This is a genomic window from Streptomyces hesseae, assembly GCF_031845785.1.
GTDB lineage: Bacteria > Actinomycetota > Actinomycetes > Streptomycetales > Streptomycetaceae > Streptomyces > Streptomyces hesseae.
The window spans coordinates 239,233-256,365 of record NZ_JAVRFI010000007.1 but is presented as its reverse complement, the minus strand read 5'-3'; the positions used below and the strand labels follow the sequence as shown (position 1 = coordinate 256,365).

The following is a 17,133-nucleotide window of genomic DNA, read 5'->3' as shown; positions in this document are numbered from 1 at the left end:
GTCGCGCCGCCACCGGCGTGCGGGCGCGCGCTGATAGCGGTGGAGCATGTCGCACTCACCCGCCCCCGGGGAGCGTTCCCCGCAGCGCCGGCGCTTCCCGCGCCGCCGGGCCACCCTCCTCGCGGCCGCGGCGGTCCTGGTCCTGGGCGCCGCCGTGCCGCCGACCCCCGAGGCCCGGGGGATCGGCGACCGGCTCTTCCCCCACCTGGGCAACCCCGGCTACGACATCGCGGCCTACGACATCTCGCTCGTCTACCACGCCAACGACCAGCCACTGGATGCCGTGACCCGGTTCGTCGCCCGGTCCAGCGCGCAGCTGGACGGCTTCAACATGGACTTCACCCACGGCAAGATCGCCTCGGTCGAGGTCAACGGCGCGCCCGCCCGGTTCGCCCCCGCCGGGGAGGACGTGGTCGTCACCCCGACGGAGCCGGTGCCCTCCGGCAGCTCGTTCACCGTCACCGTCCACCACACCAGCGACCCGCGCGGCGAGGGCGAGGGCGGCTGGGTGCCCACCGCCGACGGCCTCGTCATGGCCAATCAGGCCGACGCAGGCCACCGGGTCTTCCCCGGCAACGACCACCCCTCCGACAAGGCACTGTTCACCTTCCGGGTGACCGCCCCCAAGGAGCTGACCGTGGTCGCCAACGGGCTGCCCGCCGGGCGCGCCACCGAGGGGGCGAACACCACCTGGACCTATCGCACCCTCCACCCCATGGCCACCGAGCTCGCCCAGGTCGCCATCGGCCGCTCCACCGTCCCCCAGCGCGGCGGCCCGCGCGGGCTGAAGCTGCGGGACGTGGTGCCCGCCGCCGATCAGAAGGCCCTGGAGAGCTGGACCGCCAAGACGCCCGACCAGATCGCGTGGATGGAGAAGCGGGTCGGGAACTACCCCTTCGAGACCTACGGGGTGCTCATCGCCGATGCCTCGACCGGCTTCGAGCTGGAGACCCAGACCCTCTCCCTCTTCGAGCGCGACGTCTTCACCAAGGCCGGCTTCCCCGACTGGTACGTGGAGTCGATCATGGTTCACGAGCTCGCCCATCAGTGGTTCGGCGACAGCGTGAGCCCCCGCGTCTGGTCCGACCTGTGGCTCAACGAGGGCCACGCCACCTGGTACGAATCGCTGTACGCGGAGGAGCGCAAGGGCCGGAAACTGGTGGACCGGATGCGCGTCGCCTATCAGCTCTCCGATCAGATGCGGGCCGACGGAGGGCCCCCGGCGGCGATCAAGGCGCCCGTTCCGGGCAAGAAGATCAGCATCTTCCGGCCGGTCTGCTACGACGGCAGCGCCCTGGTGCTCTACGCCCTCCGCCAGCGGATCGGTGCGGCGGCCTTCGACCGCCTGGAGCGCGAGTGGGTGCGCCGCTACCGCGACTCCACCGCCACCACAGCCGACTTCGTCGCCCTCGCCTCCGAGGTCTCCGGCCAGGACCAGGCACGCTTCCTCCACCCCTGGCTGTACGAGCGGACGACCCCGCCCATGCCCGGGCACCCCGACTGGAAGACGACCCCGCCGAAACCCGCGTGACGCCCCGGCGGCGGCATGGGAACATCGACGGGTCGGCGAGGCGGCCGCCTCCGGGAATCTCCGGAGCGCGCCGGACGTTGTCGATGCCGTGAGCGCCCGCCGTGAGGGCGGGCACCGCGCACAGTCGTCAATCAAGCAAAGGATCAAATGACCTCCTCTTCTTCCCTTCCCCAGGACCGGCAGGACCGGCAGAGCCTCCCGGAGAGCCTTCGGGCCGACGCCCTGATGGAAGAGGACGTCGCCTGGAGCCACGAGATCGACGGGGAGCGTGACGGCGAGCAGTACGACCGTTCCGAGCGCGCCGCCCTGCGGCGTGTCGCGGGGCTCTCCACCGAGCTCGAGGACGTCACCGAGGTCGAGTACCGGCAGCTGCGCCTGGAGCGCGTGGTGCTGGTCGGCGTCTGGACGTCCGGCACGGTCCAGGACGCCGACAACTCCCTCGCGGAGCTCGCCGCCCTCGCCGAGACCGCCGGCGCCCAGGTGCTCGACGGCGTGATCCAGCGCCGCGACAAGCCGGACCCGGCGACCTACATCGGCTCGGGCAAGGCCCGGGAGCTGCGGGACATCGTCCTGGAGAGCGGCGCCGACACCGTCGTCTGCGACGGTGAGCTCAGCCCCGGCCAGCTCATCCACCTCGAGGACGTCGTCAAGGTCAAGGTCGTCGACCGCACCGCCCTGATCCTCGACATCTTCGCCCAGCACGCCAAGTCCCGCGAGGGCAAGGCCCAGGTCTCCCTGGCCCAGATGCAGTACATGCTGCCGAGGCTGCGCGGCTGGGGTCAGTCGCTGTCCCGGCAGATGGGTGGTGGTGGCTCCGGTTCCTCCGGCGGCGGCATGGCCACCCGTGGTCCCGGTGAGACCAAGATCGAGACGGACCGGCGGCGGATCCGCGAGAAGATGGCGAAGATGCGCCGGGAGATCGCGGAGATGAAGACCGGCCGCGACATCAAGCGCCAGGAACGCCGGCGGAACAAGGTCCCGTCGGTGGCCATCGCGGGCTACACCAACGCCGGCAAGTCCTCGCTGCTCAACCGCCTCACCGGCGCGGGCGTCCTGGTGGAGAACTCCCTGTTCGCCACCCTGGACCCGACCGTCCGCCGGGCCGAGACGCCCTCGGGCCGGATCTACACCCTCGCCGACACCGTCGGATTCGTCCGGCACCTGCCGCACCACCTCGTCGAGGCGTTCCGCTCCACCATGGAGGAGGTCGGCGACTCCGACCTGATCCTCCACGTGGTGGACGGCTCGCACCCGGCGCCCGAGGAGCAGCTGGCCGCCGTGCGCGAGGTGATCCGGGACGTCGGCGCGGTCGACGTGCCCGAGATCGTGGTGATCAACAAGGCGGACGCGGCCGATCCGCTGATCCTCCAGCGGCTGCTGCGCATAGAGAAGCACTCGATCGCGGTGTCGGCGCGGACCGGCGAGGGCATCGAGGAGCTGCTGGCGCTGATCGACGCCGAGCTGCCGCGCCCCGCCGTGGAGATCGAGGCGCTCGTGCCGTACACCCATGGCTCGCTGATCGCCCGGGTGCACAAGGACGGCGAGGTGATCTCCGAGGAGCACACCCCGGAGGGCACCCTGATCAAGGCCCGGGTCCATGAGGAGCTCGCCGCCGAGCTCCAGCGGTTCGTACCGGCCGCCCGGCCCTGACCCCGGCACGGCGAAGGCCCGCCCCGACTTCGGTCGGGGCGGGCCTTCGTCCTGTGCGGCGCCGCTTCGCTCCACGCGGTGCCGCTTCGCGCTACTGCTTGTTCGCGAACTTCTGGCTCAGCGCGTCATAGACGCCCTTGGCCTCCGGGCCCAGGCGCGGACCCGCCAGCCAGGTGCTGTTGGCCGGGCCGATCGAGGTGTTGGAGACGAGCACCGGCTTGCCGTCCGGACCGTTGGCGAACCAGCCGCCACCGGACGAACCGCCCGTCATGGTGCAGCCGATGCGGTACATCGTGGGCTGCGACGACTCGATGGTCAGACGGCCCGGCTTGTCCACGCAGTCGTACATCTTCTGCCCGTCGAAGGGCGGCGCGGCCGGGTAGCCCCAGGCCCCCATGCTGCTGATGGACTTCACCTGCGGGGTGCTGAAGTCGACGGTGAGGGCGTTGCCGACCGTCTCCTCCAGGGACTTCCCGCTGCCGTTCTCGGACTTCACATGGAGCACGGAGAAGTCGTACGGGGCACCCGCGCCACCGGTCTCGGCGCCCTGCGTGATCCACTGCGACGACGTCTGCGCCCAGTCCGCCCACCACACGCCGTACGGGGCGACGTCCTGCACCGGAGCGCTGTTGACCTGCGCCCCCGGGAGACCGTTGTCGTTGTAGGACGGCACGAAGGCGATGTTCCGGTACCAGCCGCCCTTCTGGCCGGCGTGGACGCAGTGGCCGGCGGTCCACAGCAGGTTGGACTTGCCGGGGTGTGCCGGGTCCTTGACGACCGTGCCCGAGCAGACCATGTGGCCCTCGGGGCTGTCGAAGAAGACCTTGCCCACCGGGGCGGCGTTGTTGTGGTACGGCAGGCCGACGGCCTTGGCGGTGACCGGACGCGGCTCCGGGTCGGTGACGCCCTGGTCGCTCGCCCCACTGCCCGGCACGGTGCCGGGGGCGCCCTGGGTGGCCAGCGTCTTGTCGCTGGAGCGGGCATCCTTCATCGTGTCGGGCTTCCAGTGGCCCTTGATGATGGGGTTGATGAAGTCGCGGGCCTCACGGAGCCACTGGTCCTTGTCCCAGTTCTTCCAGGCGCCGTCCTGCCACTTCTTCTTCCACTTGTCCAGGTCCCCCGCGGAGATGCCCTTCGGCAGGCTGGGGAGGTCGTCGCCCTTCTGGCTCGCGGCCGCGCTGGGCTTGGTGTCGCCCCCGGCCTTGTCGTCGGACGGGCCGCACGCGGTGACCGACAGCGCCAGGGCGGCGGTGAGGGCTGCCGCGGCCAGAACAGGCCGCCTTGTCGATGGCATGGAGTGGGCTCCCCTGTGATCTGTGCGTATTGGGTGGCTCATGCCCGCTATGCGAGTGACATGGCGGGCACTTGTCATGTACTGCCCCGGCGAGGGGCAGGCCCCCACTATGCCGGTGCCGAGGGAGACGGACACGGGCGGGTCCTCGGTTCCGGAACGAAGGATCTTGCGATCGGACCGTGATCCGCAGCTCGCGGCGTCGTTGGTACGTACGGGGGACGACCGACCATCGTTCAGCGGGCAGGAGGAGGTAACCGAGCCATGGCCCCGACCCGACCAACGCCGCCCGCACCGCCCTTGACCCGTCGGCCCGGCCGCGCGGGCACCCTCCGGCGGCAGCCGGCCCGGGAGTCCTCGGCCCGGACGTACGCCCGCTCGCTGCCCGTCGTGCCCGTGCGCGCCCGGGGCCTGACCATCGAGGGCGCCGACGGCCGCCGCTATCTCGACTGCCTCTCCGGCGGCGGCGCCCTCGCGCTCGGCCACAATCACCCGGTCGTGTTGGAGGCCATCCGCGCCGTGCTCGACTCCGGGGCACCGCTTCAGGTCCCGGACCTCGCCACCCCCGTCCAGGAGGCCTTCGCGGACGAGCTGTTCGCGACCCTCCCGCGCGGACTGGCCGACTCGGCCCGGATCCGGTTCTGCGGCCCCGCCGCCACAGACGCGCTGGCGGACGCCTTCCGGCTCGTCCGCGCCGCGACCGGCCGCGACGGGCTCCTCGCCCTCGCGGACGGCGGGCCGGGGGAGGCCGTACCGGATGTACTGGACGTCCGGGGCCCGAGGGTGGCCCGGCTGACCTTTCCTCAGGGGCACGCGTCCCCGGCCGGGGACGCCGGCGAGACCAGCTGTCCGATCAGCGACGTTCGCAGGGACATCCCGCTCCCCGCCGGGCTCGTCGTCGAGCCGGTCCTGGGCGACGGAGTGGTGCCGCTGCCCGACGACCGGCTGCGACGGCTCCGCGACATCACCGCGGCGCGGGCCGTGCCGCTCATCGCCGACGAGGCGTGGACGGGAGCCGGGCGCACGGGCGCCTTCTGGGCCGTCGAGCACAGCGGCGTCGTCCCCGACGTCATGGTCCTGTCCAGGGCCATCGGCGGCAGCCTCCCGCTCGCCGTCATCGTCCACCACGACGACCTCGGCGCCCGGCCGCGCCATCGGGACGAGGCCGTCGCCTTCCAGGGCAACCAGCTCGCCATGGCCGCGGGCACGGCCACCCTGCGCCACATCAGGGAGAACGGACTGGAACGCCGCGCGGCCGTCCTCGGCGCCCGGATGCTCGAAGGGCTGCGGAGGCTCGCGCGGGAGCACGAGTGCGTCGCGGACGTACGCGGCAAGGGGCTGATGATCGGCATCGAGGTCACCGATCCCGAGGCCGGCTCCGCGTCCGTTCCTGGAGCCGGTTCCGTGTCCGGCGCGGGCGTCCCGGCCCCGGGTCGTAGCGCGTCCTCCGCCGTCGCCCTCGCCGAGGACGTACAGCGGGAATGCCTGCGCCGCGGGCTGATCGTCGGGCTGAGCGACCGCCGCCCCCCGGTGATCCGGCTGCTGCCGCCCCTCACCCTCACCGACGAGCAGGCCGAGGCCGTCCTCGACCGGCTGTCCGACGCCGTCGCCGCGGCCTCCCGCACCGTCCGCCGGCACCCCACTTCCTAGACCGCCGCACCAGACCGCCGAAGGAGGAAGGCGCCGCAGCCCGGCCGGAACGCCGTGACCTGTACGCCGCACCCCGCATGAACGCGTCCCTCCCCACCGACGCCTCCCCCGTCGGCCAGGCCCGGACCCCCGCGCTGCCGCGCCGGCACGGCAGCGCAGGCGAGCACGACCGTCTCGGCGGGCACGGTGTCCGCGCCGAACTGCCCGCCGCCGGCCCGCACGGCGTCACCGAACCCCTGGACGACCCCGACCCGCGAGCCGCCGCGGACACCGCCGCCGTGGAGAACCTGCTGCGCTGCTGGGTACGCGAGAACGGCGTCGAACGCCCCCACGGCGACACCCTCTACCTGCCGCTCAACGCCAGCGGCATCCCGCTGAGCGTGCCCGTGCACTACTGGTCCGCGACCGGCTGGCACCGCTTCGGGCGCGTCACACTGACCGGCGGCCCCGACGACGCCCCCGCCTTCGACGCCGTCACCCTGGCCGCCCTCCTCGGCCGGGAAGCCGCCCACCGCGCCGCACAGGCCGGCCGTCCCTCCACCGACGACGGTGGCGAACTGGTCGCCCGCGTCGCCGACTCGGCCCGCCGCACGGCCGTGTTCCTCACCGACCGGCGCGAGCGGCCCGCCGACCCGGACGAGGGCGAGCTCTTCCTCTACGGCGAACAGGCCCTGCTCCTCGGACACCCCCTGCACCCCGCGCCCAAGAGCCGGGAGGGCCTCTCGGACGCCGAGGCCGCCCCCTTCTCGCCCGAGCTGCGCGGCCGCTTCCCACTGCACTGGCTGGCCGTCGACCGTTCCGTGCTGGCCGCCGACTCGGCCTGGACCGAACGCGGCCGCCCCGTCGACGCCACCGCCCTCGCGGCCCGCCTCGCCGGACCGGACCTGGAACGGGAGCTGCCGCCCGGGACCGCCCCCCTCCCGGCGCACCCCTGGCAGGCCCGCGACATCCGCCACCGCCCGGAGACCGCCCGGCTCTTCGACGCCGGACTGCTGCGCGACCTCGGTCCGCAGGGCGAGCCCTGGTACCCCACGTCCTCGCTCCGGACCGTGCACCGGCCCGGCGCCCCCGCGATGCTCAAGCTCTCCCTCGGCCTGCGCGTCACCAACTCCCGCCGCGAGAACCTCCGCAAGGAGCTGCGGCGCGGCGTCGAAGTGCACCGGCTGCTGCGCGGCGGCCTCGCCGAGCGCTGGCGGGCCGCCTGCGTCGGCGGACACGGCTTCGACATCGTCCGCGACCCGGCCTGGATCGGCGTCGACGCCCCGGACGGCACCCCGCTGAGGGGGCTCGACACCGTCATCCGGCACAACCCCTTCGGCCCCGGCGACGACGCCGTGTGCCTCGCCGGGCTCGTCTCGCCCCGGCCGTGGGCGGGCCGGCAGGGGGCCACCGGCAGGCCCGCCACCCACTCCCGGCTCGCCGACATCGTCGCCCGGCTCGCCTACCGCACGGGCCGGCCCGCCGGAGCCGTCGCCACGGAATGGTTCCTGCGCTATCTGGAGGCGATCGTCCGGCCCGTCCTCTGGCTGGACGGCGAAGCGGGCATCGCCCTGGAGGCCCATCAGCAGAACACCCTCGTCCTGCTGGACGCGGACGGCTGGCCCGTCGGCGGGCGCTACCGCGACAACCAGGGCTACTACTTCCGCGACTCCCACCGCGACGCACTCGAACAGAGGCTTCCGGGCATCGGGCGGGAGAGCGACACCTTCGTCACCGACGACGTCGCCGACGAACGGTTCCTCTACTACCTCGGCATCAACAACGTCCTCGGGCTGATCGGCGCGTTCGGCTCCCAGCGCCTCGCCGACGAGCACGTCCTGCTCGCCGCGCTCCGCCGCTTCCTCAAGGAGGTCGCGTCCGGAGCCTCCCCGGTCCGTTCCACCCTGCCCCGGCGCCTGCTCGAGGAACCCAAGCTGCGCTGCAAGGCCAACATGCTGACCAGGCTGCGCGGTCTCGACGAGCTCTCCGGGCCCGTGGACTCCCAGTCGGTCTATGTCACCATCGCCAACCCCCTGGCCACGGCGGCGGGGTGAGCCACGGATGAACGCCGACGCCTACGACGACTGTGCCGACACCGTCGACCTCCGGCTGACCGACGAACTCATCGAGCTCATCACCGCCGAGCACGCCGTCCACGACCTCACCGAACCCGCCGACGCCCACCACTCGTCGTCGGTCCGGTCCGGCCTCTCCGGCGGCGCGGGCGACTTCCTGGACGGCCTCGCCGACTGGGGACCGGTGGGCACCGACGCGGGGCCGTTCCAGCTCGTCCCGGTACGGATCGAGCGCGACCTGCGGCTGGTCACCCAGTGGATGAACGATCCCGCTGTCGCGGCGTTCTGGGAGCTGGCCGGGCCCGGTGCCGCCACCGTCGACCACCTCCGGGCCCAGCTCGACGGCGACGGGCGCAGCGTGCCCTGCCTCGGAGTGCTCGCCGGGGTCCCGATGAGCTACTGGGAGGTCTACCGGGCCGACCTCGACCCGATCGCCCGCCACTACCCGGCCCGGCCGCACGACACCGGGATCCACTTCCTCATCGGCAAGATCGCCGACCGGGGCCGGGGTCTCGGCACGCTGCTCCTGCGGGCGGTCGCCGACCTGGTCCTGGAACACCGCCCCTGCTGCGACCGGGTCGTCGGGGAGCCGGACCTGCGCAACACCCCGTCCACGGCGGCGTTCCTCGGCGCGGGCTTCCGGCTGAGCGGCGAGGTGGAGCTGCCCGGCAAACGCGCGGCGCTGATGATCCGCGACAGGGCGCTGCGTGCCGTCCTGTGACGATCACGAGACGGCGGGGGAGGGGCCGGGGCCCGTCGTGGGCCTCACCGCCGGTCCGGGCTTCCCGGCCGGTCCGGGGCTCCCCGCCGGTCCGGGTCGGGCCCTTTGCGCGGCCTGGCCCGGAAAGGCCCAGGACGGTCATCGGGACCCGATGTCAGTGCCGCACCGTAGGCTGAACAGGCTATGACTGCCACCTCCTCGCCCTCCGTCACCGACCTGCTGCACGCCGCTGTCTCCGCCGTCGGGGGCTCCGAGCGGCCCGGCCAGGTCACCATGGCCGAAGCCGTCGCCACGGCCATCGACGACGGTTCCCACCTGCTCGTCCAGGCGGGCACCGGCACCGGTAAGTCGCTCGGCTACCTCGTGCCGGCCCTCGCCCACGGCGAGCGCGTCGTCGTCGCGACCGCCACACTCGCGCTTCAGCGCCAGCTCGTCGAGCGCGACCTGCCGAGGACGGTCGACGCGCTGCATCCGCAGCTGCGCCGCCGCCCCGAGTTCGCGATGCTCAAGGGCCGCTCCAATTACCTGTGCCTCCACCGGCTCCACGAGGGCGTCCCGCAGGACGAGGAGGAGGGGCTCTTCGACCCCCTCGAGTCGGCCGCGCCCACCAGCAAGCTCGGCAAGGACCTGCTGCGCCTGCGCGACTGGGCGGACGAGACCGAGAGCGGCGACCGCGACGATCTGACGCCCGGCGTCTCCGACCGCGCCTGGGCCCAGGTGTCCGTCACCTCCCGCGAGTGCGTGGGCGCCTCGAAGTGCGCCTACGGCGCCGAGTGCTTCGCCGAGGCGGCGCGGGAGCGGGCCAAGCTCGCCGATGTGGTGGTCACCAATCACGCGCTGCTGGCCATCGACGCGATCGAGGGCGCCCCGGTCCTCCCCGGCCATGAGGTCCTGATCGTGGACGAGGCCCATGAGCTGGTCTCTCGGGTCACCGGCGTCGCGACCGGTGAGCTCACCCCGGGCCAGGTCAACCGGGCCGTCCGGCGGGCCGCCAAGCTCGTCGACGAGAAGGCGGCGGACGCCCTCCAGACCGCCGCGGAGAGCTTCGAGCGGCTGATGGAGCTCGCCCTGCCCGGCCGGCTGGAGGAGGTCCCCGAAGATCTCGGCCACTGCCTGATGGCGCTGCGCGACGCCGCGCGCACGGTGATCTCGGCGATCGGCAACACCCGCGACAAGTCCGTCCAGGACGAGGACGCGGTCCGCAAGCAGGCCCTGGCCTCCGTGGAGAACGTCCACGCGGTCGCGGAGCGCATCGTGGAGGGCTCCGAATACGACGTCGTCTGGTACGAGCGCCACGACCGCTTCGGTGCCTCGCTGAGGGTGGCGCCGCTGTCGGTGTCGGGGCTGCTGAGGGAGAAGCTCTTCAGCGAGCGGTCCGTGGTGCTGACGTCGGCCACGCTCAAGCTCGGCGGCGACTTCAACGGTGTCGGCGCCTCCCTGGGGCTCGCTCCCGAGGGCGTCGAGGGCGAGGACGTCCCGTCGTGGAAGGGCGTCGACGTCGGCTCGCCGTTCGACTATCCGAAGCAGGGCATCCTCTACGTCGCCCGGCACCTGGCCCAGCCGGGCCGGGAGGGCAACCGGACGGACATGCTCGACGAGCTGGCCGAGCTGGTGGAGGCGGCCGGAGGCCGCACCCTGGGGCTGTTCTCCTCGATGCGGGCCGCCCAGGCGGCCGCCGAGGCGCTCCGAGGGCGGGTCGACATGCCGATCCTGCTCCAGGGCGAGGACACGCTGGGCGAACTCATCAAGAACTTCGCGGCGGACACTCGTACGTGTCTGTTCGGCACGCTGTCGCTGTGGCAGGGCGTCGACGTGCCGGGGCCGAGCTGTCAGCTCGTGGTGATGGACCGCGTGCCCTTCCCCCGCCCGGACGATCCGCTGATGAGCGCCCGGCAGCGGGCCGTGGAGGACGCGGGGGGCAACGGCTTCATGGCCGTGGCCGCGACGCACGCGGCACTGCTGATGGCGCAGGGCGCGGGCCGGCTCGTCCGGGCGTCGGGCGACCGCGGCGTGGTCGCGGTGCTCGACCCCCGGTTGGCGACGGCCCGCTACGGCTCCTTCCTGCGCGCCTCGATGCCGGACTTCTGGTACACCACGGACCGTAATCAGGTGCGCCGCTCCCTGTCCGCCATCGACGCGGCGGCCAAGGCGGACGGGAAATAGCGGGGCACGAAGTAGGGGCACGAAGTAAGCGGTCGCGCATAAGTCGCGTGACCGCTTGCTGCTGCTTAAGACGCTCCGCCGCCTTGCCGCATTAAAGAAAGACGCGCGAAATCGGCAGCGCGTAAACGCGTATGTGCGCATAAAGAAGAGCCCCGGAACCGGCGCAGTTGGTCCCGGGGCCCAGTCTTTCGACGGGTGGTGTCAGACCCGCCGCAGTACGGCCACGACCTTGCCCAGAATGGTGGCCTCGTCACCGGGAATGGGCTGATAGGCGGCATTGTGCGGAAGCAGCCAGACATGGCCGTCTTCGCGCTTGAAACGCTTGACCGTGGCTTCTCCGTCGAGCATCGCGGCCACGATGTCGCCGTTCTCCGCCACGGGCTGGCGGCGGACCGTCACCCAGTCGCCGTCGCAGATGGCGGCCTCGATCATGGAATCGCCGACCACCTTGAGGACGAACAGCTCCCCGTCGCCCACCAGCTGGCGGGGGAGGGGGAAGACGTCCTCGACGGACTCCTCGGCCAGGATCGGGCCACCGGCGGCGATACGGCCCACCAGCGGGACGTACGAGGCGGCGGGCTTGCCGGTGGTGTCGGTCGGCTGCGTGCTCGGCTGGTCCGAACCGCGCACCTCATAGGCGCGGGGGCGGTGCGGGTCCCGGCGGAGGAAGCCCTTGCGCTCCAGGGCCATCAGCTGGTGGGCGACGGAGGAGGTGCTGGAGAGCCCCACCGCCTGGCCGATCTCGCGCATGGATGGTGGGTATCCGCGGCGCTGGACGGAGTCCCGGATGACCTCGATCACGCGGCGCTGCCGGTCGGTGAGCCCGGAGCTGTCCGCCCGGATACCGGGGGGCCGTCCAGGGAGTGAGCGGGCCGGCTTCTGCCCCTCGGCGTTCATGGCTGCGTCATTCATCGGGTGTGCCTGGTCGAGTCGGTTCTGGGAGCGGTCCTGGGCGGTGATGGTGGCGCTGTCTGCGGTGGTGGTCACGTCGGCCCCTCTCGAGATGTTCTCTCCCTAGCTGGACAACGGTAGTTGCTTTCGAAAGGTTGCGCCAAACACACGTTCGAGTGAAATATCGCGGATTGGCTGACTTGATCAGTCGGCAGGGTGTACGGGCAAAGATCAATTCGCCCCATTACGGTACTCTTCGATGCGCGGTTCGCCCGCTCGCGCCGGAGGCCCGTTCGGGTCGCCCGGCGCTCGCGCGACGGTCCGTCCGCCGCCGTCCGAGAGGTGTCGGCGGTGTCCGGCGGCGTCGCCGTGCCACGTCCCCAGTGTGTCATCCGCGACCTTCCCGGCTTGCCTTCGGGCGCCTCGCGCGAGGCCGTGTCCCGTCGCGGCGGCGCGACACGCTGGGGGAGATCCTGGCGGCCGGGCACCAGATCTAGTGGTTTGATGGCGGAAGCTACCCACAAGTTGTGGTCGATGCCCCTCCCTGGTCATTCCGGGTCCCGGTCATCGCCTATGCTGGGGGCTGCTCGGCGAGACCCCCTACGGGGTCGCCGAAGTCGGAGAACATGTACAGCTTTTTCGAGGTTCCTCGAGGGTGAAGGAGGGTGGAGAGCCATGCACTGCCCCTTCTGCAGGCACCCCGACAGCCGTGTCGTCGACAGCAGGACCACCGATGACGGCTGCTCGATCCGCAGGCGCCGCCAGTGCCCCGACTGCTCCCGCCGGTTCACCACCGTGGAGACCGCGTCACTCATGGTGGTCAAGCGGAGCGGGGTCACCGAGCCGTTCAGCCGGACCAAGGTGATCTCCGGAGTGCGCAAGGCGTGCCAGGGTCGCCCGGTCACGGAGGACGCTCTGGCGAAGCTCGGTCAGCGGGTCGAGGAGGCGGTGCGGGCCACGGGCAGCGCCGAGCTCACCACCCATGACGTCGGGCTCGCCATACTCGGCCCGCTCAAGGACCTCGACCTCGTGGCGTACCTGCGCTTCGCGTCCGTGTACCAGGCGTTCGACTCGCTCGAGGACTTCGAGGCCGCCGTCGCGGAACTGCGCGAGGGCCTCGGCCGTGGCGAGAGCGGCGGAGGCTCCGCCGCGGACCCGGCGGCTCCCGCCGGTGGCGCCGAGGTGCCGGCGCCCGCCGTCGCCGCCGACTGAGCGACGACATCCAAGACCTACCCGGGGCGCTGAGCGCCACCGGGTGACAGAACACATCGCGCCCCGGAAGAAAATCGGCGCATTAGGGCGTTTTGCCCGTAGAGGGAGGCGGCATGACCGAGACGACGAGCGGCTCTGCGCGAGGTTCCCGCTCCAAGGGAAACAAGGGCGGCAAGGGCTTGCGCATCGAACGCGTCCACACCACCCCCGGGGTGCACCCGTATGACGAGGTGGTCTGGGAACGTCGTGACGTCGTCATGACCAACTGGCGCGACGGCTCGATCAACTTCGAGCAGCGTGGCGTCGAGTTCCCCGACTTCTGGTCGGTGAACGCGGTCAACATCGTCACCAGCAAGTACTTCCGCGGCGCGACGGGCTCCCCCCAGCGCGAGTCCAGCCTGCGCCAGCTCATCGACCGCGTGGTGTCCACCTACCGCAAGGCGGGCGAGGAGCACGGGTACTTCGCCTCCCCGGCGGACGCCGAGATCTTCGAGCACGAGCTGACCTACGCCCTGCTCCACCAGGTCTTCAGCTTCAACTCCCCGGTCTGGTTCAACGTCGGCACCAAGCAGCCGCAGCAGGTCTCCGCCTGCTTCATCCTCTCCGTCGACGACTCCATGGAGTCGATCCTCGACTGGTACAAGGAAGAGGGGATGATCTTCAAGGGCGGCTCCGGCGCCGGCCTGAACCTCTCCCGCATCCGCTCCTCCAAGGAGCTGCTCTCCTCCGGCGGCAACGCCTCCGGTCCCGTCTCCTTTATGCGCGGTGCCGACGCCTCCGCCGGAACGATCAAGTCCGGCGGCGCCACGCGCCGTGCGGCCAAGATGGTCGTCCTCGACGTCGACCACCCGGACATCGAGGCCTTCATCGAGACCAAGGTGAAGGAGGAGGAGAAGATCCGCGCCCTGCGCGACGCGGGCTTCGACATGGACCTGGGTGGCGACGACATCACGTCCGTCCAGTACCAGAACGCCAACAACTCCGTCCGTGTGAACGACGAGTTCATGAAGGCCGTCGAGACCGGCTCGAAGTTCGGTCTGCGCGGCCGGATGACCGGTGAGGTCATCGAGGAGATCGACGCCAAGGGCCTCTTCCGCAAGATGGCCGAGGCCGCCTGGGCCTGCGCCGACCCGGGCATCCAGTACGACGACACGATCAACCACTGGCACACCTCGCCGGAGACGGGCCGGATCACCGCGTCCAACCCGTGCAGCGAGTACATGCACCTGGACAACTCCTCGTGCAACCTCGCCTCGCTCAACCTCATGAAGTTCCTGCGCGACGACGACAACGGCAACCAGTCGTTCGACGCCGAGCGCTTCGCCAAGGCCGTCGAGCTGGTGATCACGGCGATGGACATCTCCATCTGCTTCGCCGACTTCCCGACCGAGAAGATCGGCGAGACCACCCGCGCCTTCCGCCAGCTGGGCATCGGCTACGCCAACCTGGGCGCCCTGCTGATGGCCACCGGCCACGCCTACGACAGCGACGGCGGCCGCGCCCTGGCCGGCGCGATCACCTCGCTGATGACGGGTACGTCCTACAAGCGCTCCGCCGAGCTGGCCTCGGTCGTCGGCCCGTACGACGGCTACGCCCGCAACGCCGACGCCCACAAGCGCGTCATGAAGCAGCACTCCGACGCCAACGCCGTCGCCCCGCGCATGGACGACCTGGACACCCCGGTGTGGGCCGCCGCGACCGAGGCCTGGCAGGACGTGCTCCGCCTCGGCGAGAAGAACGGCTTCCGCAACGCCCAGGCCTCCGTGCTGGCCCCCACCGGCACCATCGGCCTGATGATGGACTGCGACACCACGGGCGTCGAGCCGGACCTGGCCCTGGTCAAGTTCAAGAAGCTCGTCGGCGGCGGCTCGATGCAGATCGTGAACAACACGGTCCCCAAGGCGCTCAAGCGCCTGGGCTACCAGCCGGAGCAGATCGAGGCGATCGTCGCCCACATCGCCGAGCACGGCAATGTGATCGACGCCCCGGGCCTCAAGGCCGAGCACTACGAGGTCTTCGACTGCGCCATGGGCGAGCGCGCGATCTCCGCCATGGGCCATGTGCGCATGATGGCGGCCGCGCAGCCGTTCCTCTCCGGCGCGATCTCCAAGACGGTGAACCTGCCGGAGTCGGCCACCGTCGAGGAGGTCGAGGAGGTCTACTTCGAGGGCTGGAAGATGGGCCTGAAGGCCCTCGCGATCTACCGCGACAACTGCAAGGTCGGCCAGCCGCTCTCCGCCAAGAAGAAGGAGGAGGAGAAGAAGGCCGAGGCCCCCGCCCCCGCCGTCGCGAAGGTCGTGGAGTACCGTCCGGTCCGCAAGCGCCTCCCCAAGGGCCGCCCGGGCATCACCACCTCCTTCACGGTGGGTGGCGCCGAGGGCTACATGACCGCCAACTCCTACCCGGACGACGGCCTCGGCGAGGTCTTCCTGAAGATGTCCAAGCAGGGCTCGACCCTCGCGGGCATGATGGACGCCTTCTCGATCGCCGTCTCGGTCGGCCTCCAGTACGGCGTGCCGCTGGAGACCTACGTCTCGAAGTTCACCAACATGCGCTTCGAGCCGGCCGGTATGACGGACGACCCGGACGTGCGGATGGCGCAGTCGATCGTCGACTACATCTTCCGCCGCCTGGCGCTGGACTTCCTGCCCTTCGAGACGCGCTCCGCGCTGGGCATCCACTCCGCCGAGGAGCGTCAGCGCCACCTGGACACCGGTTCGTACGAGCCGGCGGACGAGGAGGTCGACGTGGAGGGCCTGGCCCAGTCCGCGCCGCGTCAGGTCGAGCCGGCCAAGCCGGAGGTCCCGGCCCGGCCCGCCGCGGCCGCCCCGGCGCCGAAGCAGGCCCACAACTCCACCGAGCTGGTGGAGATGCAGCTCGGCCTGAACGCCGACGCGCCGCTGTGCTTCTCCTGCGGCACGAAGATGCGCCGCGCGGGCAGCTGCTACCTCTGCGAGGGCTGCGGCTCGACCAGCGGTTGCAGCTGATCGCCCTGACGATGGCCCTGTGACGATGGGGGAACCGGCTTGTGCCGGTTCCCCCATCGGCTTTTCCGCGACTCGTACGCACAGGTGAATACTGGTGGGGCGATCACGTGAAAGGCGGCATGGGAATGGGGCATTCCATATGGGGCGGCGCCGAGCTGGAGCTCGGCGCCTATCTGGAGCGCATCGGATTCGAGGGGACCGCCCGGCCGGATCCGGAGACCCTGCGGGCGGTGCACCGACGTCATGTCGCCGCGTTCACGTTCGAGAATCTCGAAGTGATGCTCGGCCGCCCCGTCCTGCTCGATGTGAAGGCGCTCCAGGACAAGATGGTCGTGAAGCGGCGTGGCGGTTACTGCTACGAGCAGAACCTGCTCCTGGCCGCCGCCCTGGAGCGCATCGGCTTCGCGGTCTCCGGGATCGGCGCGCGGGTGCGCATGGACAGCGGAAGCGTGCGCCCGACGACGCACATGGCGCTCAAGGTCGAGGCCGGTGGCGAGGAGTGGCTGTGCGACGTCGGCTTCGGCGGCGAAGGGCTGCTGGAACCGCTGCCCCTGCGGGACGGGGCACCGGCAGAACAAGGGGAATGGACGTTTGAACTCGGGCGTGAGCAGAAGGACATACGCGTCCTGCGCTCGCTCCATCCGGACGGCTGGTTCGACCTTTACGCCTTCGGTCCCGAGGAGCGTCACCCGGTCGACTACACGGTGATGAACCACTACATCTCGACGCACCCGCGCTCGCCCTTCGTCTCGCGGCTGGTGGTCCAGCGGACGGAGCCGGGCCTACGGCGCACGCTCATGGGTTCGACGCTGACGAACGCGCGTCCTGATGGATCGGGGGATGAACGTGAAGTCGGTGCCGAGGAGTTGACCACGGTGCTGAAGAACGAGTTCCGGATCGAACTGGACGCCGAGGACGCCGCGATCCTCACCCGCGTGTACCGCGCCGCTACGTGACGCGCGCCACTGCCGTCGCCGTACGAT

At 71.3% G+C, this 17,133-nt stretch carries 11 protein-coding genes; 9 read left to right on the top strand and 2 right to left on the bottom strand.

Features of this window, described 5'->3' with window-relative positions:
- Positions 1 to 46: 46 nt before the first annotated feature.
- On the top strand, positions 47 to 1,531 hold the full coding sequence (locus tag RM609_RS14435; RefSeq protein WP_311610994.1) for a M1 family metallopeptidase: 1,485 nt from the start codon (positions 47 to 49) through the stop codon (positions 1,529 to 1,531).
- Positions 1,532 to 1,678: 147 nt separating this feature from the next.
- On the top strand, positions 1,679 to 3,181 hold the full coding sequence (gene hflX, locus RM609_RS14430; protein WP_311610993.1) for a GTPase HflX: 1,503 nt from the start codon (positions 1,679 to 1,681) through the stop codon (positions 3,179 to 3,181).
- 91 nt (positions 3,182 to 3,272) lie between these two features.
- Here hflX and RM609_RS14425 read toward each other — a convergent pair whose 3' ends face one another.
- Positions 3,273 to 4,475, bottom strand: a complete 1,203-nt coding sequence (locus RM609_RS14425; RefSeq protein WP_311610991.1) for a trypsin-like serine peptidase — start codon at positions 4,473 to 4,475, stop codon at positions 3,273 to 3,275.
- 261 nt (positions 4,476 to 4,736) lie between these two features.
- Between RM609_RS14425 and RM609_RS14420 the strand changes: the two genes are divergently transcribed.
- The 4 genes from RM609_RS14420 (at position 4,737) to RM609_RS14405 (ending at position 11,060) form a co-directional block, all read left to right on the top strand.
- Complete coding sequence (locus RM609_RS14420) at positions 4,737 to 6,122, top strand: aminotransferase class III-fold pyridoxal phosphate-dependent enzyme (protein ID WP_311610990.1); 1,386 nt, start codon at positions 4,737 to 4,739, stop codon at positions 6,120 to 6,122.
- A gap of 77 nt (positions 6,123 to 6,199) precedes the next feature.
- Positions 6,200 to 8,155 (top strand): IucA/IucC family protein, encoded by a 1,956-nt coding sequence (locus tag RM609_RS14415; RefSeq protein WP_311610989.1) that lies wholly within the window; start codon positions 6,200 to 6,202, stop codon positions 8,153 to 8,155.
- 7 nt (positions 8,156 to 8,162) lie between these two features.
- Positions 8,163 to 8,897 carry a GNAT family N-acetyltransferase gene (locus tag RM609_RS14410; protein WP_311610987.1) on the top strand — a complete coding sequence of 245 codons (735 nt, stop codon included), beginning with the start codon at positions 8,163 to 8,165 and terminating at the stop codon, positions 8,895 to 8,897.
- Positions 8,898 to 9,080: 183 nt separating this feature from the next.
- Positions 9,081 to 11,060 carry an ATP-dependent DNA helicase gene (locus tag RM609_RS14405; RefSeq protein WP_311610985.1) on the top strand — a complete coding sequence of 660 codons (1,980 nt, stop codon included), beginning with the start codon at positions 9,081 to 9,083 and terminating at the stop codon, positions 11,058 to 11,060.
- Positions 11,061 to 11,261: 201 nt separating this feature from the next.
- Here RM609_RS14405 and lexA read toward each other — a convergent pair whose 3' ends face one another.
- The gene (gene lexA, locus RM609_RS14400) at positions 11,262 to 12,047 is read right to left on the bottom strand and encodes a transcriptional repressor LexA (protein ID WP_099202316.1); all 786 of its coding nucleotides are present in this window, start codon (positions 12,045 to 12,047) and stop codon (positions 11,262 to 11,264) included.
- 579 nt (positions 12,048 to 12,626) lie between these two features.
- On the opposite strand from lexA, the gene nrdR reads away from it, so the two are divergent.
- From nrdR to RM609_RS14385, 3 genes are all read left to right on the top strand, one after another.
- A complete protein-coding gene (gene nrdR, locus RM609_RS14395) occupies positions 12,627 to 13,163 on the top strand; it encodes a transcriptional regulator NrdR (protein WP_438828433.1) in 537 nt (178 codons plus the stop codon).
- Positions 13,164 to 13,276: 113 nt separating this feature from the next.
- Positions 13,277 to 16,150, top strand: coding sequence for a vitamin B12-dependent ribonucleotide reductase (locus RM609_RS14390; protein WP_311610981.1), 2,874 nt, complete (start codon positions 13,277 to 13,279; stop codon positions 16,148 to 16,150).
- A 125-nt stretch (positions 16,151 to 16,275) separates the two neighbouring features.
- Positions 16,276 to 17,106, top strand: coding sequence for an arylamine N-acetyltransferase family protein (locus RM609_RS14385; protein WP_311610979.1), 831 nt, complete (start codon positions 16,276 to 16,278; stop codon positions 17,104 to 17,106).
- Positions 17,107 to 17,133: the final 27 nt, after the last annotated feature.

Bases quoted from the DNA above. Each gene is read 5' to 3' on its own strand.
- RM609_RS14435 (WP_311610994.1), top strand. From the start codon at position 47: ATGTCGCACTCACCCGCCCCCGGGGAGCGTTCCCCGCAGCGCCGGCGC.
- hflX (WP_311610993.1), top strand. From the start codon at position 1,679: ATGACCTCCTCTTCTTCCCTTCCCCAGGACCGGCAGGACCGGCAGAGC.
- RM609_RS14425 (WP_311610991.1), bottom strand. From the start codon at position 4,475: ATGCCATCGACAAGGCGGCCTGTTCTGGCCGCGGCAGCCCTCACCGCC.
- RM609_RS14420 (WP_311610990.1), top strand. From the start codon at position 4,737: ATGGCCCCGACCCGACCAACGCCGCCCGCACCGCCCTTGACCCGTCGG.
- RM609_RS14415 (WP_311610989.1), top strand. From the start codon at position 6,200: ATGAACGCGTCCCTCCCCACCGACGCCTCCCCCGTCGGCCAGGCCCGG.
- RM609_RS14410 (WP_311610987.1), top strand. From the start codon at position 8,163: ATGAACGCCGACGCCTACGACGACTGTGCCGACACCGTCGACCTCCGG.
- RM609_RS14405 (WP_311610985.1), top strand. From the start codon at position 9,081: ATGACTGCCACCTCCTCGCCCTCCGTCACCGACCTGCTGCACGCCGCT.
- nrdR (WP_438828433.1), top strand. From the start codon at position 12,627: ATGCACTGCCCCTTCTGCAGGCACCCCGACAGCCGTGTCGTCGACAGC.
- RM609_RS14390 (WP_311610981.1), top strand. From the start codon at position 13,277: ATGACCGAGACGACGAGCGGCTCTGCGCGAGGTTCCCGCTCCAAGGGA.
- RM609_RS14385 (WP_311610979.1), top strand. From the start codon at position 16,276: ATGGGGCATTCCATATGGGGCGGCGCCGAGCTGGAGCTCGGCGCCTAT.